The organism is Mycobacterium sp. NGS57, assembly GCF_059812405.1.
In genome coordinates this window covers 282,297-300,585 of record NZ_JCALCP010000001.1, presented here as the reverse complement: position 1 = coordinate 300,585, position 18,289 = coordinate 282,297, and the positions used below count along the sequence as shown (strand labels likewise).

The following is an 18,289-nucleotide window of genomic DNA, read 5'->3' as shown; positions in this document are numbered from 1 at the left end:
ACGCAGCGGCCGCGGGAACAGCAGTGCAGCGCCGGGGATGGCCGGCTTACGACGCGCCGAATAGTTCGGCCAGGGTGTCATGCAGTTCGGGATCCGCCAGGACGACGACTTCGTCGCCGGCCTGAAGTTCGGTGTCGCCCCGCACGGGCACCAGGCCGGTGGTCCGGACCACGATGCTCACCCAAATGTCACCGACACGGTCACCGAGGCCCTCCACTGTGCATCCCTCGGTAGCGGACCCCGGCGCAACACTGAAGCGATGGACCCCCTCTGGTTCGTCCGCGAGGCGGACACCTATCTCCCATGGCTGGGTCTCCACGGTGCGCATGGGCAGCCGCAACAGCCTTGCGACGCCAGGCACCGAGCCGCCCTGCACCAGCACGGAGAATATGACGACCACGACCACGATGCCGTACAGGCGTTCGGCGTCGGCCACGTGGGCGGCCCGGAGGAATTCGCCGAGCAATATCGGCACCGCGCCCTTGAGCCCGGCGAAAAGAACGAAGACCCGTTCGTTTCGCTGCAGCCGGATCGGAGCCAGGCACGAGCCCACCGCCAGCGGACGAATCACCAATGTCAGGGCCACGCCGAGGATGAGCCCGGGGATCCAGACATCGGGATGGGCAAGCACATTGAGGTCGACGGTCAAACCCAGCACGGCAAACGCAACGATCTCCGCCAGACCGGCCAGGGCAGCGTGGAATCGCTTGATCTCCGGCTTGTAGGGCGCGCGAGCGTCGCCGATCACGATGCCGGCGACGAACACCGCCAGAAACCCCGAGCCGTGCGCAAGCGTGGCAATGCCGTACAACATCAGACAGGATGCCAGCGTTCGTAGCGAATACAGGCCTTCGCTCGGTAAGGCCACGCGGCGCATGAAGGCGAGCAGAGTACGGCCACCGACCACCCCGACGGCGAGGCCGATCGCCATCTGCAAAACGAATTGGGTTCCCACGCTGGCGAATCCGGCGGCGCTGAGACCACCGGCGGCAATCAGGCTGGACATCAAGGAGATGCCGACCGGATCATTGGCACCGGACTCGCCCTCCAGGATGGTACTGCTGCGACCCCTGATCTCCCGTTTGCCCAAAACGGAGAAGACCACGGCCGGATCGGTGGGCGCCACGGCCGTGGCCACTAGCACGGCCGGGAACCAGCTGATTCCACCCACGTAGTGCACCGTCAATGCGGCCCCGACGGCGGTGAGGGCGGTTCCCACGACGCCCACCGACAGGATCGGGACGGCCGCGGCGCGGAAGCGCGACGGCCCGATGTGCATGCCGCCGTCGAACAACACCAACACCAACGCGATGGTGATCACCCGCTCCACGGTCCGCTCGGACGGTGGCTGCACCGCCGGCACCGCGTGCACTGCCACGGCGGCCCCGACCAGCACCAGCAAGGGCACCGGGACCTTCACCCGCTCGGTGAGACGGTTAGCCAGCACCGCGACCAGACCGACTGCGCTGGAGAACAAAATGACCAGCGCGTAACGAAGGGTTTCGTTCACGATGGCTGCAATCGCATAGCCACCCAAGCCTTTCGGTCGGTCGACAGTGATACGCCAGACATCGCCGACCAGACTTCCCGGCACACCGCGACGGAGTCTAGCCGCTCCGGGGGAAAATCTCCGCGCAGCCTCGGCAAGAAAAATGACCTAACGGGTCAACAGCGCGACGGATTCGCTGTGATGGGTCAGCGGGAACGCGTCGAACACCCTGATCTCCGCGACGGTGTAGCCGTGGCCGCGGTACAGGCCGACGTCGCGCGCGAATGACGCTGCCTCGCAGCCGATGTGGACCACGCGCGGGACCTCGGCGGCGGCGACCAGCTCGACGACCTCGCGCCCGGCGCCGGCCCGCGGCGGGTCCAGCACCGCGACGTCTGCGCGTGCGCCGTTCGCGCGCTGCGCGCTGAGCGCGCGGCGCACCGAGTCGGTGACGACGCTGACCTGCGGCAGGTCCGCGAGCGCGGCCCGGGCGGCGCGCGTCGACGAGCGCGAGGTATCCACGGTCAGCACCCGCCCCGACTCCCCCACCGCGTCACCCAGTGCGGCCGCGAAAACGCCGGCGCCGCCGTAGAGATCCCACACGGTCGCGCCCGCGCCGGGCTGCGCCCAGTCGGCGACCAGCCCGCTGTACACGCCGGCCGCGTCGCGATGCGCCTGCCAGAACGCCGTGACGGGCACCCGCCAGTCGCGCCCGCGCACCCGCTGCACCGCCTCGTAGCCGCCTTCGATCACCGTCGTCACGGTCCGCCGGCCCTGCCGTTGAGTGCACACGATGTGGCGCTGATCGTCGTCGTCGATCGCCACGTGCAGGTGCGCGCCGGGCGCCCACTCGGTGCCGGCCAGCCGGTCCAGCATTCCCGGCGGTAACTGCGCGCAGCGCAGGTCGGTGACCAACTCGTCGCTGTGGTAGCGGTGAAAACCCGGCGCGCCGTCGGCGCCCACGTCCAGCCGCACCCGGGTGCGCCACCCGGTGACATCCGGCGACAACGGCTCGGCCTCGCCCAGCCAGTGCTGCCCGCCGAGGCGCTGCAGCTGGTTGGCCACGACCTGCGCCTTCAGCGCCCCCGCGGCCGGTGGGGCCGCGAACGCCAGGTCGCAACACCCGGCGCCGTCGGGCCCGGCGATCGGGCACAGGGGAGCGACGCGATCGCCCGAGGGCTCGATGACCTCGACAACCTCGGCGTGCCAATAGGATTCGCGCTGCGCGGTGACGCGCGCCCGCACCCGCTCGCCGGGCAGCGCGTAGCGGACGAACACGACGCGGCCCTCGTGGTGGGCCACGCAGCTGCCCCCGTTGGCGGGGGCTCCGGTGACCAGTGTCAGCTCGGTGCTCAATCGAAGATGCCCCGACGGGCATCGCCGGGCGCCGCGTGCGGTTGGAACGCCTTGAGTCGCTCCGACGAATTCAACTGCCAGGGAACGGAAGTGACCATCACGTTGGGCATGAACAGCAGCCGTCCCTTGAGCCGCAGCGCGCTCTGGTTGTGCAAAACCTGCTCCCACCAATGGCCCACCACGTACTCGGGGATGAACACCGTCACCACGGTGCGCGGCGACTCCTTGCTGACCCGCTTGACGTAGTCGAGGACGGGGCGGGTGACCTCACGGTACGGCGACGCAATGACCTTGAGCGGCACACTGATATCGCTTTCCTCCCACTTGTGCACCAGGTCGCGGGTTTCGGCGTCGTCGACGCTGACCGTCAGCGCCTCGAGCGCGTCCGGGCGGGTGGCACGCGCGTAGGCCAGCGCCCGCAGGGTCGGCAGGTGCAGCTTGGACACCAGCACCAGCGCGTGATTGCGGCTGGGCAGCACCACGTCGTGCTGGGCGGCCTCCTGCTCCTCCAGTTCTTGGCTGACGGTGCGGTAGTGCCGGTGGATCATCTTCATGATCCCGAACAGCAGGCTCATCGCGAACAGCGCGATCCACGCCCCCGCGGCGAACTTGGTGATCAACACGACCAGCAGCACCGCGCCCGTGGACAGCAGCCCGACCGTGTTGACCACCCGCGAGCGCATCATCTTGCGCCGCGCCTGCGGGTCGGTCTCGGTGCGCAGCAGCCGCGTCCAGTGCCGCACCATACCGATCTGGCTGAGGGTGAACGAGATGAACACCCCGACGATGTACAGCTGGATCAGCGCGGTGACCTCGGCGCGGAACGCGATGATCGCCAGCAGGGCCGCCGCCGACAGGAACAGGATCCCGTTGGAGAACGCCAATCGGTCTCCGCGCGTGTGCAACTGGCGCGGCAGGTAGCTGTGCTGCGCCAGGACCGAGCCCAGCACCGGGAAGCCGTTGAACGCGGTGTTGGCCGCCAGCACCAGGATCAGCGCGGTCACCGTCGCGATCAGCAGGAATCCGATGTGAAAGCTGCCGAACACGGTCTCGGCCAGCTGCGCGACCAGCGTCTTCTGGTAGTAGTCGGCCGGCGCGCCGGTCAGTTGCGTCGCCGGGTCCTCGACAAGCTGCACCCCGATCTTCTCGGCCAGCACGATGATCCCCATCAGCAGCGTCACCGCGATGCCGCCCAGCATCAGCAGCGTCGTCGCGGCGTTGCGGGACTTGGGTTTTTCGAACGCCGGCACCCCGTTGCTGATCGCCTCGACACCGGTCAGCGCCGCGCACCCCGACGAGAAGGACCGCGCCACCAAAAACGCCAACGCGAAGCCGACGACCTGGCCGTGCGCGGCGTGCATCTGGAAGCCGGCGGACTCCGCCCGCAGCGGGTCGCCCAGCACGAAGATGCGGAACAACCCCCAGCCGATCATGACCAGCACCCCGACGATGAACGCGTAGGTGGGGATCGCGAACGCCACCCCGGACTCGCGGACCCCGCGCAGGTTCAGCGCCATCACCACAAGGATTGCGCCCACGCAGAACAACACCTTGTGCTGGGCCACGACCGGGATCGCCGAGCCGATGTTCGACATCGCCGACGCCGTCGAAACCGCAACGGTGAGAACGTAATCCACCATCAGGGCGCTCGCGACGACGAGGCCGGCCGTGTCTCCGAGGTTGGTGGTGACCACCTCGAAGTCGCCGCCGCCCGACGGGTAGGCATGCACGTTCTGCCGATAGCTGGCCACCACGACGAGCATGACCCCGGCCACGGCGAGCCCGATCCACGGTGTCAGCGCGTACGCGGTGACCCCGGCGACCGAGAGCATCAGAAAGACTTCCTCGGGCGCGTACGCCACCGAGGACAACGCGTCCGAGGCGAACACCGGCAGCGCGATCCGCTTGGGCAGCAGGGTGTGACTCAGCCGGTCGCTGCGAAACGGCCGGCCGATGAGCAACCGGCGCGCAGCGGTCGAAAGTTTGGACACGAGAGCCAAGGGTAAGCCCACGCGGGCTTGATAGCGTTCCGTAGGCGAGAATGTTGCGGACGAACCGAATCGGCTGGCCAGCCCGGGTTGCCGATGAACAGCGCAGGACCCAGCCGGGAGGACCTCAGTGCGCGTGGTGGTGATGGGTTGCGGCCGGGTGGGCTCCTCACTGGCCGACGGGCTGTCCCGGATCGGCCACGATGTGGCCGTCATCGACCGCGACAGCGCCGCGTTCAACCGGCTGAGCCCCGAGTTCGCGGGCGAGCGGGTGCTGGGGCAGGGATTCGACCGGGACGTGTTGCTGAGGGCCGGCGTCGAAGCGGCCGACGCGTTCGCTGCGGTGTCCTCCGGGGACAACTCCAACATCATCGCGGCCCGGCTGGCCCGCGAGACTTTCGGCGTGGGGCGCGTCGTCGCCCGCATCTACGACGCCAAACGCGCCGAGGTCTACGAGCGCCTCGGCATCCCCACGATCGCCACGGTGCCCTGGACCACCGATCGCCTGCTCAACGCGCTGACCCGGGAGGGCGAAACCGCCAAGTGGCGCGACCCGACCGGCACCGTCGCGGTCGCCGAGCTGGAGCTGCACGAGGACTGGGTGGGGCGCCGGGCCACCGATCTGGAGCAGGCCACCGGCGCGCGGGTGGCGTTTTTGATCCGGTTCGGCACCGGGGTGCTGCCCGAGCCGAAGACCGTGATCCAGGCCGGCGACCAGGTCTACATCGCCGCGATATCCGGCCGCGCCGCCGAGGCCGTGGCGATCGCGGCCCTGCCGCCCAGCGAGGACCTCGATTCCGGAGAGCAGCGCAAATGAAAGTAGCGGTCGCCGGGGCGGGCGCCGTCGGACGCTCGGTCACCCGCGAGCTGGTCGCCAACGACCACGACGTGACGCTGATCGAGCGCAACCCCGACCACGTCGACGTCGACGCCATCCCGGCCGCGCACTGGCGCCTCGGGGACGCCTGCGAACTGACCCTGCTGCAGTCGGTGCACCTGGAGGACTTCGACGTGGTGGTCGCCGCGACCGGTGACGACAAGGTCAACGTCGTGCTCAGCCTGTTGGCCAAGACCGAGTTCGCGGTGCCGCGGGTGGTGGCCCGGGTCAACGACCCCCGCAACGAGTGGCTGTTCACCGACGCGTGGGGGGTCGACGTGGCGGTGTCCACCCCGCGCATGCTGGCCTCGCTGATCGAGGAGGCCGTCGCCGTCGGAGATCTGGTGCGGCTCATGGAATTCCGTCGGGGCCAGGCCAACCTGGTGGAGATCACCCTGCCCGACGACACGCCGTGGGGCGGCAAGCCGGTGCGCCGCCTGCAGCTGCCGCGGGATGCGTCGCTGGTGACGATCCTGCGCGGCCCGCGCGTGATCGTGCCCGAGGCCGACGAGCCGCTGGAGGGCGGCGACGAGCTGCTGTTCGTCGCGGTCGCCGAGGCCGAGGAGGACCTGCGCAAGCTGCTGCTGCCGGACACCTCGCCCGACTAATCCGTGCCGGGCTCCTCGGGTGCGGGCAGCGCCCGCTGGGCGGCCTTGATCGCCACGTAGGTCGCCAGCGCGGCCAGCGCGGTCAGCGGCCAGCCCATCGCGATCCGCGCCACCCCCAGCCAACCGGTCTGATCGGCGTCGTAGAGCAGCCGCTGCACCACGAACCGGGCGCCGAACAACGCCACCCAGCACAGCGTCGCGATGTCGAACGCGTAGACGGCCCGCGGCACCTCGCGCCAACGGCGATCGTGTCCGCCGGCCCAGCTCCACGCGTAGCCGACCAGCGGCCGGCGGATCAGCACCGACACCCCGAACACCACCGCCCACAGCAGCGACATCCAGATGCCCATGAGGAAGTAGCCCTTGGACTGGCCCACCAGGAAGGCGATCAGCGCGCACACCGCGACACCGATGAACCCGGACACGGCCGGCTGGGTCGAGTCCCGCCGGATCAGCCGCCACAGCAAGACCAGCGCCGCGACACCCAGGGCGGCCGCGATCGCGGGCAACAATCCGGACAGGCCGGAGACCACCACGAAGACCACCGCGGGCAGCGACGAGTAGGCGATGCCGCTGATCCCGCCGACCTGCGCCAGCAGGCGTTCGGGGCCGATGCGCTCGGTGGTCACGGGCGAGCGGTCACCGCTCAATTTCGTAGTGGGGGTTGTAGATGGCCTTGGTTCCGTTCTCGAGCTTGCCCATCCGGCCGCGCACCCGCAGCGTGCGGCCCGAGTCGATGCCCGGGATGCGACGCTGGCCCAGCCACACCAGGGTGACGGTGTCGGTGCCGTCGAACAGTTCGGCGCGGACCCCGCCGGAGCACCCCTTGCCGTTCGTCTCCACGCTGCGCAGGGTGCCGATCATGGTGACCTCCTGGCCACGTTCGCAATCGATCGCGCGCTGCGCGCCGGTGCTTGCGACTTCGTCGGACAACTCCTCGGAGTCCAGCTGCTCCGGGTCCTCCGTCAACCGACGGGTCAGCCGGCGCAAATAACCTTGGGCCCCCATGGCCCCTCCTGACGATGCTTGGTAAGCCTCGGGCTTGTCTAATGCCAACGGACACCGTAGACCCCTTGGTTCCCCGGCGCTATACGAATCAAACGTGATGTTGGACCTACCCCCGGGGGCGGGCAATATCGAGGGGTGGCCGTGGATTTGCGGGGTGTGACGACCGTGTTGCTGCCCGGAACCGGATCCGACGACGACTACGTCTACCGGGCGTTTTCCGCCCCGTTGCGCGAGGCCGGCGCGACACTCCTGACGCCCGCGCCCCGACCGGACCGGTTGGTCGCCGGCTACCTGTGCGCGCTGGACGACGCCGCGCGCGAGGGCGCCATTGCCGTCGGCGGCGTCTCGATCGGTGCCGCCGTGGCGGCCGCCTGGGCGCTGGCGCATCCCGATCGCGCGGTCGCCATCCTGGCCGCGCTGCCGGCGTGGGCCGGCGCCCCCGGGACCGCGCCCGCGGCGGCGGCCGCGCGGTATTCGGCATCCGAGTTGCGCGCCAACGGGTTGGCGGCGACGACGACGCAGATGCGCGCGTCCAGCCCGCCCTGGCTCGGCGACGAGCTGGCCCGGTCCTGGCGCGCGCAGTGGCCGCAGCTGCCCGACGCCATGGAGGAGGCGGCTGCCTACGTCGCGCCCAGCCGCGCCGAGCTGGCCCGGCTGGCCGCCCCGCTGGCCGTGGTCGCCGCGGTCGACGATCCGATCCACCCGCTGCAGGTGGCGGTCGAGTGGGTTGACGCCGCTCCCCGCGCGGCGCTGCGGACGGTGACGCTGGACCAGATGGGCGCGGACACCGCCGCGCTGGGCGCGGCCTGCGTGGCCGCGCTGGCCGCGCTTTAGCCGCCGAGCCTGCACACAGATCGCGGTTGGTCGACGAGAACGCGCGCTGAGCGCAGTTTCGGCGAAGGTTTGGCTAGCCGCCGGTGGTGGTGCGCAGCTGCTGCATGGCCGACCCCTCGGCGCTGCGGCGCGCCGCCGGCTCGGCCGGCGGCTGCCCCGCCTGGGCCTCCTGCTGCGCGGCCGCGGCCGCCCGCAGCTGTTCGGCCATCGCCTCGGGCAGCTGCACGGCCAACGGCGTGCGCACCGGCAGCGGCGTGTCGCCGCGGCGAACCACGGTGTCCGCCAACGCGGCTCGCGCCTCCTGCTCCAGCGCCTCGATGGTCTCGTGCGGGCCGTTGACGACGCAGCGGATCATCCACCGGTAGCCGTCGACCCCGATGAACCGCACCGCGCCCGACGCGGTGCCGACCACCTCCCGGCCCCATGGGCCGTCCTTGATGCTGACCTGGGCGGAGTCCTTGCGCAGCGACTCGGCGAGCTCGGCGGCCACCTCCCGCCACAGGCCGGCCGTCTTGGGCGCGGCGTAGGCGGCGATCGTGAAACGCCCGTTGGGCGTGACCACCCACACCGCGCTGGGGACCCCGGTCTCGGTCAACTCGACCTGCAGTTGGCCGGCCTCCGGCATCGGGATGAGCACCGACCCCAGATCGAGGCGGGCCAGCTCGGCGACCGCCGGGTCGTCGAAGTCGTCGATGTCGAACGGCCCCTCGAGCTCTTCGAGCTCATCCGAGGAGGCCGGGTCGTCCTGCTCGACCGGGGCCTCGTCGTCCTTGCTTGAACCTTTACCCAATGCCGCCATGAGCCGCCGCTCCTCCTCATCGCTTCCTCCCCCGCAAGCGGGTGGTACCCCCACTGCATCGTCGCCGGCGGTCACAAACTCGCATGCCCTCCGGAAGAACCGTGACCGCCGTCGCCACGGGATGTTTCGGCCAGCCCGGCCTCGTCGAACGACGACACCTCGACCAGCTCGACCAGCTCGACCCGCTGCACCAGCAATTGGGCGATGCGGTCGCCGCGGTGCACCACGATCGGATCGGCCGGGTCGAGGTTGATCAGCGCGACCTTGACCTCGCCGCGGTAGCCCGCGTCGATGGTGCCGGGGCTGTTGACGATCGAAAGCCCCACGCGCGCAGCCAATCCCGAGCGCGGATGAACCAGGCCCACCATGCCGAACGGAATGGCGACCGCGACGCCGGTTCGCACCAGGGCCCGGTGACCCGGGTCCAGCGTGACGTCTTCGGCGCTGTAGAGATCGACCCCGGCGTCGCCCTCGTGGGCGCGGCTGGGCAGCGGAAGCCCGGGGTCGAGGCGCACTACTTTGACTTCAAAGGCCAGACTGGTCGACACGGGGCCACAGACTACCCTTGACCGCGTGTCTTCAACGCGCGTCGCGCCGCATAGCGTGCGATATCGCGAACGGCTGTGGGTGCCGTGGTGGTGGTGGCCGCTGGCCCTCGGGCTGGCGGGTCTGATCGCCTTCGAAGTCAACCTGGGTGTGCGCTCCCTGCCCGACTGGGTGCCGTACGCAACGCTGTTCGTGGTGGCGGCGGGTGCACTGTTGTGGTTGGGCCGCATCGAGATCCGCGTCACGGCCGGACCGGCCGGGGTGGAATTGTGGGCCGCCGAAGCGCACCTGCCGGTCAACGTGATCACCCGGTCCGCCGAGATCGCGCCGTCGGCGAAGTCGGCAGCGCTGGGCCGCCAGCTCGACCCGGCGGCCTATGTGCTGCACCGGGCATGGGTCGGCCCGATGGTTCTGGTGATCCTCGATGACCCAGACGACCCGACGCCGTACTGGCTGGTGAGCTGCCGTCACCCGGAGCGGGTGCTGTCGGCATTACGCAGCTGACCGATCAGGCTGCGCAGTCGGTACAGATCATCACGCCGTTCTTCTCGCTGGCGAGACGGCTGCGGTGTTGAACCAGAAAGCAACTCGAGCAGGTGAACTCGTCGGCCTGCTTCGGGATGACGCGGACGGACAGCTCCTCGCCGGACAGGTCGGCGCCGGGCAGCTCGAAATTTTCGGCGGACTCGGATTCGTCGACGTCGACCACGGCCGAAGCCGCTTCGTTCCGTCGCGCTTTGAGCTCCTCCAGCGAGTCTTCCGAGACGTCGTCCGTCTCGGTACGCCGCGGAGCGTCGTAGTCGGTAGGCATATCTATCCCCTGCCCTATTCCCCTCAAAGGCCTCGTTTACCCAAGCAACGCTTTGTACCAGCGTCGAACGCATCCACCAAACGATTCGTGCCCGTATCGCGCGCCATTAAGGTGTGATTTACGTCACACGGGTGGATTGACCCTCGTCTCGAGTCTTAAACAGTCCGTTTAGAGTGCACCTGTGGTCGCACAAATCACCGAGGGTACCGCTTTTGACAAGCACGGTAGGCCCTTTCGGCGACGCAACCCCCGGCCCGCCATCTTCGTGGTCGCGGTCCTCGCGGTGGTCACCGCGGTGGTGTGGATCGTGGCGTTGACACGCCCGGCGAAGGTGCACGAGGCCGTGATGTGCAACCCGCCGCCCCAGCCTGCCGGGTCCACCGCGTCGATCGCGCCGACCGGGTCGGCTGTGCCGCAGCTCGGTGAGCAGGTGTCGCGCAGCGCCATGGCCGACGTGAGCCCGGCCAAGCTCGCCGACACCAAGGTCCGCGTGCTCAACGCCAGCGGTCGCGGCGGGCAGGCCGGCGACGTCGCGGGGGCGATGAAAGACCTCGGCTTTGCCCAACCCACCGCCGCCAACGACCCCGTCTACGCCGGCACCCGGCTCAACTGCCAGGGCCAGATCCGGTTCGGCACGGCCGGACAGGCGACCGCGGCCGCGGTGTGGCTGGTGGCGCCGTGCAGCGAGCTGTTCAACGACAGCCGCGCCGACGACTCCGTCGACCTCGCCCTGGGCACGGAGTTCACCGCGCTGGCCCACAACGACGACATCGACGCGGTGCTGGCGGGACTGCGGCCCGGCGCCGCCGAGCCGGCGGATCCCTTGCTGCTGCAAAAGATTCACGCCAGCAGCTGCTGATCGGCTCAGTACGGCAGCGGCGCCAGCCCGTCGCAGTGCCGTAGGGCCGCCAACAGCTGATCGGCGATGCCGGGGGCGGCGGCCACCACCAATGCGGCGCCGGCGGACGGGTCGTCGGGCATCGGGATCACCACCCGGGCCCCCGCTTCGGCGGCGATCAGCGCGCCGGCCGCGCGGTCCCACGCCTGCAGACCGTGCTCGTAGTAGGCGTCCAGCCGGCCGGCCGCGACCATGCACAAGTCCAGCGCCGCGGACCCGATGCGACGGACGTCGCGCACCAGCGGCAGCATCCGCGCCAGTAACGCCGCCTGGCTGGTGCGGCGCCGCCGCGAGTAGCCAAATCCGGTGCCCAGCAACGCCATTGACAGATCGTCGACCGCGGTGCACCGCAGCGGCCGCGTCCCCTGGTCGTCGGTGACGTGCGCGCCGAGTCCGGTCGCCGCCGAGTAAACCCGGCCGGCGACGACGTCGGCGACCGCACCCGCCACCGACACGCCGTCGATCTGCGCGGCCACCGACACCCCGTAGGCCGGGATGTCGTAGACGAAATTCACCGTGCCGTCGATGGGGTCGAGCACCCAGGTGATCGCGTCGCCGGCCCCCGGTTCCCCGCCGCCCTCCTCGCCGAGCACCGGGTCACCGGGCCGCAGTTGGGCCAGCCGATCCCGCAAGAGCCGCTCGGTGTCGGTGTCGACGACGGTCACCGGGTCGGTCGGCGTGGACTTCGTCCGCACCGCGCCGCTGCCCGCGGCCGGCCCGCCGTAAGCCCCGAAAACCTCTGCGCGCCGGCGCCGCACGAACCCGGCCGCCTCGGCGGCCAGCTTCTCGGCCACCGAACGCAGCCGTGCGGGCTCGTTGCCGGGACGCGTCACCCGTCCATCGCATCACAAACGCGGCTAAGGTGGGCGGACAGGCCAAGTCTCGCCGAGGAGTTCCGATGACCAGCAGCGACTCGACCACGGATACGCCACCCGGCCAGGCGCAGCGTCGCGGGTTCGGCATCGACGTCGGCGGCAGCGGCATCAAGGGCGGCATCGTCGACATGGACACCGGGCTGTTGATCGGCGAACGCATCAAGCTGCTGACCCCGCAGCCGGCCACGCCGTCGGCCGTCGCCAAAACCATCGCCGAGGTCGTCGACGGATTCGGCTGGACCGGTCCGCTCGGGGTGACCTATCCCGGCGTCGTCACCCATGGCGTCGTCCAGACGGCCGCCAACGTCGACAAGGCGTGGATCGGCACCAACGCCCGCGACGTCATCGGCGCCGAACTCGACGGCCAGGACGTCGTGATCCTCAACGACGCCGACGCAGCCGGGCTCGCCGAGGAGCGCTACGGCGCGGGCCGGGACCAGACCGGCCTGGTGGTGCTGCTGACGTTCGGCACGGGCATCGGCTCCGCGGTCATCCACAACGGGACGCTGATTCCCAACACCGAGTTCGGCCACCTCGAGGTCGGCGGCAAAGAGGCCGAAAAGCGGGCGGCGTCGTCGGTCAAGGAGCGCAAGGGCTGGAGCTTCGAAAAGTGGGCCAAGCAGGTCACCCGGGTGCTGGTGGCCATCGAGAACGCGATCTGGCCGGATCTGTTCATCGCCGGGGGCGGCATCAGCCGCAAGGCCGACAAATGGGTGCCGCTGCTGCAAAACCGCACCCCGGTGGTGCCCGCCGCCCTGCAGAACACCGCCGGCATCGTGGGCGCGGCGATGGCGGCGACCTTCGATGTGACGCACTGAATTTTGGCCGGTCGGCGGGTGCGAGCGCCCACTGTCGTTACAATGGTCCTCGGCGACCGCCCAAACAATGCGTGCGAACACACACGCCGACATCAAACGCCGACATTCGACATAGCAGACACTTTCGGTTAACCATGCCCAAACCCACCGAGAGTGCGTCCGACCGAAGGGGTGTAAGTGGCAGCGACCAAGGCACGTGCGGCAACCGATGAGCCGGTGAAACGCACCGCCACGAAGTCCCCGTCGGCGCCCCCCAAGCGATCGCCGGCGAAGGCCGCCAACGGCTCCGCCCCGGCCAAGCGGGCCACCAAGACGGCACCCCGGGTCACCAAGACCACGCGCGACCACGACGCCGCAGAGCCCAAAGAGGCGACCAAGAAGACCCGCACCCCGGCCAAGAGCGCCGCCGCGAAGACCGCCCGCGGAACCAAGGCGGCCAAGGCCACCCCCGAGGACGCCGACGCCGGCCCCGACGCTCTCGACACCGACGGTGTCGTCGAGGACCTCGACGCCGAACCCGACCTCGAAGGCGAGGCCGTCGAGGATCTCGAAATCGACGCCGAGGACCTCAACCTCGACGACCTCGAAGACGACGTGGCCGCCGACGGCGACGCCGAACTCGAGGCCACCGACACCGAGGACGGCGAGGCCGCGCCCGCGCCCGCCGCGAAGGCTGCGGCCGCCACCGATGAGGACGAGGACATCGCCGAGCCGTCCGAAAAGGACAAGGCCTCCGGCGATTTCGTCTGGGACGAAGACGAATCCGAGGCCCTGCGCCAGGCCCGCAAGGACGCCGAGCTCACCGCGTCCGCGGACTCGGTGCGCGCGTACCTCAAGCAGATCGGCAAAGTCGCGCTGCTCAACGCGGAGGAAGAGGTCGAGCTGGCCAAGCGGATCGAGGCCGGGCTCTACGCCACGCAGCTGATGACCGACATGGCCGAGCGCGGCGACAAGCTGCCCGCCGCCCAGCGCCGCGACATGATGTGGATCTGCCGCGACGGCGACCGCGCGAAAAACCATCTGCTGGAAGCCAACCTGCGGCTGGTGGTGTCGCTGGCCAAGCGCTACACCGGCCGCGGCATGGCGTTCCTCGACCTCATCCAGGAAGGCAACCTGGGCCTGATCCGCGCGGTCGAAAAGTTCGACTACACAAAGGGTTACAAGTTCTCCACCTACGCCACGTGGTGGATCCGCCAGGCCATCACCCGCGCCATGGCCGACCAGGCCCGCACCATCCGCATCCCCGTGCACATGGTCGAGGTGATCAACAAGCTGGGCCGCATCCAGCGCGAGCTGCTGCAGGACCTGGGCCGCGAGCCCACGCCCGAGGAGCTGGCCAAGGAGATGGACATCACGCCGGAGAAGGTGCTCGAGATCCAGCAGTACGCGCGCGAGCCGATCTCGTTGGACCAGACGATCGGCGACGAGGGCGACAGCCAACTCGGCGACTTCATCGAGGACAGCGAAGCCGTGGTCGCCGTCGACGCCGTGTCGTTCACGCTGCTGCAGGACCAGCTCCAGTCGGTGCTCGAGACGCTCTCCGAGCGCGAGGCAGGCGTCGTGCGGCTGCGCTTCGGGCTCACCGACGGCCAGCCCCGCACGCTCGACGAGATCGGCCAGGTCTACGGGGTGACCCGCGAGCGCATCCGCCAGATCGAGTCCAAGACGATGTCGAAGCTGCGCCACCCCAGCCGTTCTCAGGTGCTGCGCGACTACCTGGACTGAGTGCTCGCACCTCTTTCTGGCCGGTGTTTAACGCGCCCCAGCACCGGCGTCGTGCCAGGAGCAACAGTTTGGGTCCAGAGCGGTGCACAAAGCCTGCAACGCATCCGGACGGACCCGGTGAAACACATTCATCCCGCGCCGATCCGAAGCTATCAGCCCTGCCTTACGCAGCTGGTTCAGGTGATGGCTGACCGTGGATTCGCTAAGCCCCAACGCCGCTGCGAGCTCACCTGAGATCTCCTCGCCTGAGGAGGAACTGAACAGATACGACACGATCTTGACCCGGGCCGGATCTGCCAGGGCCTTGAGCCGCAACGCGATCTGCAACGCGTCCTCGTCGCTCATCGGACCTGAGGCCACCGGGGCGCAACAGACCGGCCCACTCGTGTCGATCACCGGCAACGCTTTCGGCATTACCCCATCCTGCCACAAAGATTGACATATATCGAAAAGGTGGCATGCTGGGCCGCGTCACTAGTTCGATATATGTCTCACAACTCGGAGGTTCGCCGACATGTCTCGCGTTCAATTGGCTCTCAACGTCGATGATCTCGATGAGGCAATCACCTTCTACTCCAAGCTGTTCAACACCGAGCCAGCCAAACGCAAGGTCGGCTACGCCAACTTCGCTGTGGCTGAACCACCCCTCAAGCTGGTCCTCATCGAGAACCCCGGCAAGGGTGGCTCGCTCAATCACCTCGGCGTCGAGGTCGACTCCAGCGAGACGGTGCGCGCGGAGATCGCCCGCCTGAGCGGAGCCGGCCTGTTCACTGCGGAGGAGATGAACACCACCTGCTGCTATGCCACCCAAGACAAGGTGTGGGTCACCGCCCCGGACGACGAGAAGTGGGAGGTCTACACCAAGCTGGCCGATGCCGAGACATTCGGCGCATCTGAGCCCGCTCCCGGGGAAGCCGAAGCCTGCGCGTGCAACTGCGGCACGAACGCCGGATGAGCCAACCGGCTGTCGCCGACCACACCCCCGTCGTCGGCAAGCTGTCCGAGCTCGACCGATTCCTCCCGCTGTGGATCGGCGCCGCGATGGTCAGCGGGCTGCTGCTGGGCCGCTCAGTCCCCGGTCTCGACCGGGGACTGAGCGCGGTCCAGCTCGACGGCATCAGCCTGCCGATCGCCATCGGGCTGCTGGTGATGATGTATCCCGTGCTGGCCAGGGTCCGCTATGACCGGCTCGGCACCGTGACCGGCGACCGCAAGCTCATGGCTGCGTCGCTGATGCTCAATTGGGTGATCGGCCCGGCGCTGATGTTCGCGCTCGCGTGGCTGCTGCTGCCCGACCTGCCCGAGTACCGCACCGGCCTGATCATCGTCGGCCTCGCGCGGTGCATCGCGATGGTCATCATCTGGAACGACCTCGCGTGCGGCGACCGGGAAGCCGCCGCCGTGCTGGTCGCACTCAACTCGGTCTTCCAGGTGATCATGTTCGCCACGCTCGGCTGGTTCTACCTGTCGGTCCTGCCCGGCCGGCTCGGCCTGGATCAAAGTTCAATCAGCGTCTCGCCGTGGCAGATCGCCAAGTCGGTGCTGATCTTCCTCGGCGCGCCCCTGGTCCTGGGTTACCTGTCGCGCCGGATCGGCGAACGCGCAAAGGGCCGCGACTGGTACGAGAACCGGTTCCTATCGAAGGCCGGACCGTGGGCGCTCTACGGGTTGCTGTTCACCATCGTGATCCTGTTCGCCCTACAGGGCCACCAAATCACCACCCGGCCTTGGGATGTCGCGCGGATCGCGCTGCCACTTTTGGCCTACTTCGCGATCATGTGGGGCGCCGGCTACCTGATGGGCACCGTGCTCGGTCTGGGCTATGAGCGCACCACCACGCTGGCGTTCACCGCCGCGGGCAACAACTTCGAGCTGGCCATCGCGGTGGCGATTGCCACCTATGGCGCCGCATCCGGACAAGCGCTGGCCGGCGTGGTGGGGCCGCTGATCGAGGTGCCCGTGCTCGTCGCACTGGTCTACGTCTCCCTGGCGCTTCGCCCGCGCCTCCTGCGGAGGTCATCAAGCAAAGTCCACCGATGAGCCGCAAACCAAGCGTCCTGCTCGTCTGCGTGCACAACGCGGGCCCCTCGCTCCGCCGGTGAACGCATCGAAGTACGTTCCCCGCGGAAATCGAGCCCGCTGGCCACGTGATCCCGGCGCCATCCAGAGCGATGGCTGAACTCGGCATCCGACATCGCCCGCCCCACTCGCCAGTTCTTTGTGCGACGGCGACAAGCTCGGCGCTTTCCGCGCACGGTTCCACGCGCTTTTCAAAAAAGGTACGAATGTGCCAGAAAACCGTTGCGGGATCGATACCGACCCGCTAACTTTGACGGCAGGGGGATTCAGGTCACACGGGCGGGCACGATGTGGCGCACATCCCAGCATGGGGGATGGTCGCAAGCCTTGCGGCCGGAGACGAAAGGTCGGCTCGTTGCCAGGAATACGTCTTGTGCCCGTGACCAGCGACGCGCCCGAGGGCGATCGCGCTTGGGTCTCGAAGGCACTCTGCAGGGAAACCGATCCCGACGACCTGTTTGTGCGGGGGGCCGCACAGCGCCAGGCCGCGGCCATCTGCCGTCACTGCCCCGTGATGCAGCAGTGCGCGGCGGACGCTCTCGATAACAAGGTAGAGTACGGCGTCTGGGGTGGCATGACCGAGCGGCACCGCAGGCGATTGCTCAAAGAGCACCCCGAAATCGTTTCCTGGGCAGAGTTTTTCGAGACGCGCCACATCCGCTCGGTCGGATAACACGGGGTCGGCGACACCGGCCGAGCCCTTCGGGTTCCTCATTACGGAATTGTTACAGCCTGTCGGCCTGGTGGTGCGCAAGCCGCCTCGGAAGAATTGGGCTGCACCAGGCGAGTTCGCCGTCGTACCGTGACCGAATGTCAGCCATCCGCACAAACGTCTCCTCCGGATCGGAATTCGAATCGGCGGTCGGGTATTCGCGCGCGGTGCGCACCGGCCCGCTCGTGGCGGTGGCCGGGACGACCGGCACCGGGCCCGACGTCGCAACGCAGACCCGGGATGCCTTGCGCCGCATCGCGATCGCGCTCCGAGAGGCCGGCGCCGCGCTCACCGACGTGGTCCGCACCCGCATCTACGTCATCGACATCTCCCACTGGCGCGAGGTCGGCGCCGTGCACGCGGAGGTGTTCGGCGAGATCCGCCCGGTCGCCACGATGGTCGAGGTCTCCGCGCTGATCGCGCCCGAGCTGCTGGTGGAGATCGAGGCCGACGCCTATGTGCCGGAGTCCGGCGACGCGAGCGGCGGGAAGGTGCCGTCGGGCCCCGGCGGGTAGGCGGTGACCCGGATCACGGCGCGCGCCGGCAGCGGGCCGTACAGGTGCGGGAACAGCATCGCCTCGGGATCCGTTGGAACCCCCGGCTCCCAGCGCACCGGCGCGTCCAGCAGGGCCGGGTCGACGCACAGCAGGACGAGGTCGTCGCGGCCGCGGTAGAGCCGGTTAGCGGGAAGGTGCACCTGCTCGGGCGTTGACAGGTGAACAAACCCGACCCCGGCGGCCGGTTCGATCCCACCGCGGGCGCGGGCGCGTGACCACTCCCCTCGCCCGCACAGGTGCACCAAAACGCCGGGGTCAGAGGCCACGTCGGCCACCTTAAAAGGCGCACCGGTTAAACCTGAGCAACCG

General features: G+C 69.1%; 21 protein-coding genes and 2 pseudogenes. 11 read left to right on the top strand and 12 right to left on the bottom strand.

The window, feature by feature from the left end; genetic code table 11:
- Positions 1–46: 46 nt before the first annotated feature.
- The 3 genes from AC5Y43_RS01565 to AC5Y43_RS01555 all read right to left on the bottom strand — a co-directional run bounded on the left by AC5Y43_RS01565 (position 47) and on the right by AC5Y43_RS01555 (position 4,836).
- Positions 47–1,594, bottom strand: coding sequence for a cation:proton antiporter domain-containing protein (locus AC5Y43_RS01565; RefSeq protein WP_499968599.1), 1,548 nt, complete (start codon positions 1,592–1,594; stop codon positions 47–49).
- A 63-nt stretch (positions 1,595–1,657) separates the two neighbouring features.
- A complete protein-coding gene (locus tag AC5Y43_RS01560; protein ID WP_499968596.1) occupies positions 1,658–2,845 on the bottom strand; it encodes a class I SAM-dependent RNA methyltransferase in 1,188 nt (395 codons plus the stop codon).
- Positions 2,842–4,836 (bottom strand): APC family permease, encoded by a 1,995-nt coding sequence (locus AC5Y43_RS01555; RefSeq protein WP_499968594.1) that lies wholly within the window; start codon positions 4,834–4,836, stop codon positions 2,842–2,844. Before AC5Y43_RS01555 ends, AC5Y43_RS01560 begins: the two co-directional genes overlap by 4 nt.
- A 127-nt stretch (positions 4,837–4,963) precedes the next feature.
- On the opposite strand from AC5Y43_RS01555, the gene AC5Y43_RS01550 reads away from it, so the two are divergent.
- The gene (locus AC5Y43_RS01550) at positions 4,964–5,650 is read left to right on the top strand and encodes a potassium channel family protein (protein ID WP_499968592.1); all 687 of its coding nucleotides are present in this window, start codon (positions 4,964–4,966) and stop codon (positions 5,648–5,650) included.
- Entirely contained in the window at positions 5,647–6,318 is a 672-nt protein-coding gene (locus AC5Y43_RS01545; RefSeq protein WP_499968590.1) for a potassium channel family protein, read from the top strand. Before AC5Y43_RS01550 ends, AC5Y43_RS01545 begins: the two co-directional genes overlap by 4 nt.
- Here AC5Y43_RS01545 and AC5Y43_RS01540 read toward each other — a convergent pair.
- Complete coding sequence (locus AC5Y43_RS01540; RefSeq protein ID WP_499968588.1) at positions 6,315–6,947, bottom strand: DUF3159 domain-containing protein; 633 nt, start codon at positions 6,945–6,947, stop codon at positions 6,315–6,317. The two genes, AC5Y43_RS01545 and AC5Y43_RS01540, sit on opposite strands and share 4 nt — an antisense overlap.
- Positions 6,948–6,957: 10 nt before the next feature.
- Complete coding sequence (locus AC5Y43_RS01535) at positions 6,958–7,326, bottom strand: OB-fold nucleic acid binding domain-containing protein (protein ID WP_499968586.1); 369 nt, start codon at positions 7,324–7,326, stop codon at positions 6,958–6,960.
- 135 nt (positions 7,327–7,461) lie between these two features.
- Here AC5Y43_RS01535 and AC5Y43_RS01530 point away from each other — a divergent pair, with 135 nt between their 5' ends.
- Positions 7,462–8,160 (top strand): alpha/beta hydrolase, encoded by a 699-nt coding sequence (locus AC5Y43_RS01530; protein WP_499968584.1) that lies wholly within the window; start codon positions 7,462–7,464, stop codon positions 8,158–8,160.
- A gap of 73 nt (positions 8,161–8,233) precedes the next feature.
- Here the strand turns inward: AC5Y43_RS01530 and AC5Y43_RS01525 are convergent, their stop codons facing one another.
- The 3 genes and pseudogenes from AC5Y43_RS01525 to dut form a co-directional block, all read right to left on the bottom strand.
- Entirely contained in the window at positions 8,234–8,959 is a 726-nt protein-coding gene (locus AC5Y43_RS01525; protein ID WP_499969360.1) for a DUF3710 domain-containing protein, read from the bottom strand.
- Positions 8,960–9,028: pseudogene (locus AC5Y43_RS01520) on the bottom strand (16S rRNA (guanine(966)-N(2))-methyltransferase RsmD); the annotation flags it as partial.
- A 2-nt stretch (positions 9,029–9,030) separates the two neighbouring features.
- The gene (gene dut, locus AC5Y43_RS01515; protein ID WP_499968582.1) at positions 9,031–9,507 is read right to left on the bottom strand and encodes a dUTP diphosphatase; all 477 of its coding nucleotides are present in this window, start codon (positions 9,505–9,507) and stop codon (positions 9,031–9,033) included.
- A 25-nt stretch (positions 9,508–9,532) separates the two neighbouring features.
- Between dut and AC5Y43_RS01510 the strand changes: the two genes are divergently transcribed.
- Positions 9,533–10,009: a DUF3093 domain-containing protein gene (locus AC5Y43_RS01510; protein ID WP_499968580.1), complete on the top strand. Its 477-nt coding sequence runs from the start codon at positions 9,533–9,535 to the stop codon at positions 10,007–10,009.
- A 4-nt stretch (positions 10,010–10,013) separates the two neighbouring features.
- Here AC5Y43_RS01510 and AC5Y43_RS01505 read toward each other — a convergent pair whose 3' ends face one another.
- Positions 10,014–10,316, bottom strand: a complete 303-nt coding sequence (locus AC5Y43_RS01505; RefSeq protein ID WP_036468275.1) for a DUF4193 domain-containing protein — start codon at positions 10,314–10,316, stop codon at positions 10,014–10,016.
- A gap of 181 nt (positions 10,317–10,497) precedes the next feature.
- On the opposite strand from AC5Y43_RS01505, the gene cei reads away from it, so the two are divergent.
- Positions 10,498–11,175, top strand: a complete 678-nt coding sequence (cei, locus tag AC5Y43_RS01500) for an envelope integrity protein Cei (protein WP_499968577.1) — start codon at positions 10,498–10,500, stop codon at positions 11,173–11,175.
- Between the two features lie 5 nt (positions 11,176–11,180).
- Here the strand turns inward: cei and AC5Y43_RS01495 are convergent, their stop codons facing one another.
- The gene (locus AC5Y43_RS01495) at positions 11,181–12,047 is read right to left on the bottom strand and encodes an inositol monophosphatase family protein (RefSeq protein WP_499968575.1); all 867 of its coding nucleotides are present in this window, start codon (positions 12,045–12,047) and stop codon (positions 11,181–11,183) included.
- Positions 12,048–12,112: 65 nt separating this feature from the next.
- Between AC5Y43_RS01495 and ppgK the strand changes: the two genes are divergently transcribed.
- Together ppgK and AC5Y43_RS01485 are read left to right on the top strand one after the other, a co-directional pair.
- A complete protein-coding gene (ppgK, locus tag AC5Y43_RS01490; protein WP_499968573.1) occupies positions 12,113–12,907 on the top strand; it encodes a polyphosphate--glucose phosphotransferase in 795 nt (264 codons plus the stop codon).
- Positions 12,908–13,084: 177 nt separating this feature from the next.
- Positions 13,085–14,632, top strand: a complete 1,548-nt coding sequence (locus AC5Y43_RS01485) for an RNA polymerase sigma factor (RefSeq protein WP_499968571.1) — start codon at positions 13,085–13,087, stop codon at positions 14,630–14,632.
- Positions 14,633–14,659: 27 nt separating this feature from the next.
- Here the strand turns inward: AC5Y43_RS01485 and AC5Y43_RS01480 are convergent, their stop codons facing one another.
- Positions 14,660–15,046 (bottom strand): Rv2640c family ArsR-like transcriptional regulator, encoded by a 387-nt coding sequence (locus tag AC5Y43_RS01480; protein ID WP_499968568.1) that lies wholly within the window; start codon positions 15,044–15,046, stop codon positions 14,660–14,662.
- Positions 15,047–15,146: 100 nt separating this feature from the next.
- On the opposite strand from AC5Y43_RS01480, the gene AC5Y43_RS01475 reads away from it, so the two are divergent.
- From AC5Y43_RS01475 to AC5Y43_RS01460, 4 genes and pseudogenes are all read left to right on the top strand, one after another.
- Complete coding sequence (locus AC5Y43_RS01475; RefSeq protein WP_499968566.1) at positions 15,147–15,587, top strand: ArsI/CadI family heavy metal resistance metalloenzyme; 441 nt, start codon at positions 15,147–15,149, stop codon at positions 15,585–15,587.
- A pseudogene (gene arsB / locus AC5Y43_RS01470) lies at positions 15,584–16,821 on the top strand (ACR3 family arsenite efflux transporter); the annotation flags it as partial. The gene AC5Y43_RS01475 and the pseudogene arsB, both read left to right, overlap by 4 nt.
- 269 nt (positions 16,822–17,090) lie before the next feature.
- The gene (locus AC5Y43_RS01465; RefSeq protein ID WP_499968563.1) at positions 17,091–17,384 is read left to right on the top strand and encodes a WhiB family transcriptional regulator; all 294 of its coding nucleotides are present in this window, start codon (positions 17,091–17,093) and stop codon (positions 17,382–17,384) included.
- Positions 17,385–17,521: 137 nt separating this feature from the next.
- A complete protein-coding gene (locus tag AC5Y43_RS01460; protein ID WP_499968561.1) occupies positions 17,522–17,938 on the top strand; it encodes a RidA family protein in 417 nt (138 codons plus the stop codon).
- On the opposite strand, the gene AC5Y43_RS01455 is transcribed toward AC5Y43_RS01460, so the two are convergent.
- The gene (locus AC5Y43_RS01455; protein ID WP_499968559.1) at positions 17,878–18,255 is read right to left on the bottom strand and encodes a DUF952 domain-containing protein; all 378 of its coding nucleotides are present in this window, start codon (positions 18,253–18,255) and stop codon (positions 17,878–17,880) included. The two genes, AC5Y43_RS01460 and AC5Y43_RS01455, sit on opposite strands and share 61 nt — an antisense overlap.
- Positions 18,256–18,289: the final 34 nt, after the last annotated feature.

What these genes read in the sequence shown, in the direction of transcription:
- AC5Y43_RS01460 (WP_499968561.1), top strand. Translation starts at nt 17,522, where the DNA reads ATGTCAGCCATCCGCACAAACGTCTCCTCCGGATCGGAATTCGAATCG.
- AC5Y43_RS01475 (WP_499968566.1), top strand. Translation starts at nt 15,147, where the DNA reads ATGTCTCGCGTTCAATTGGCTCTCAACGTCGATGATCTCGATGAGGCA.
- AC5Y43_RS01535 (WP_499968586.1), bottom strand. Translation starts at nt 7,326, where the DNA reads ATGGGGGCCCAAGGTTATTTGCGCCGGCTGACCCGTCGGTTGACGGAG.
- AC5Y43_RS01525 (WP_499969360.1), bottom strand. Translation starts at nt 8,959, where the DNA reads ATGGCGGCATTGGGTAAAGGTTCAAGCAAGGACGACGAGGCCCCGGTC.
- AC5Y43_RS01545 (WP_499968590.1), top strand. Translation starts at nt 5,647, where the DNA reads ATGAAAGTAGCGGTCGCCGGGGCGGGCGCCGTCGGACGCTCGGTCACC.
- AC5Y43_RS01505 (WP_036468275.1), bottom strand. Translation starts at nt 10,316, where the DNA reads ATGCCTACCGACTACGACGCTCCGCGGCGTACCGAGACGGACGACGTC.
- ppgK (WP_499968573.1), top strand. Translation starts at nt 12,113, where the DNA reads ATGACCAGCAGCGACTCGACCACGGATACGCCACCCGGCCAGGCGCAG.
- AC5Y43_RS01480 (WP_499968568.1), bottom strand. Translation starts at nt 15,046, where the DNA reads ATGCCGAAAGCGTTGCCGGTGATCGACACGAGTGGGCCGGTCTGTTGC.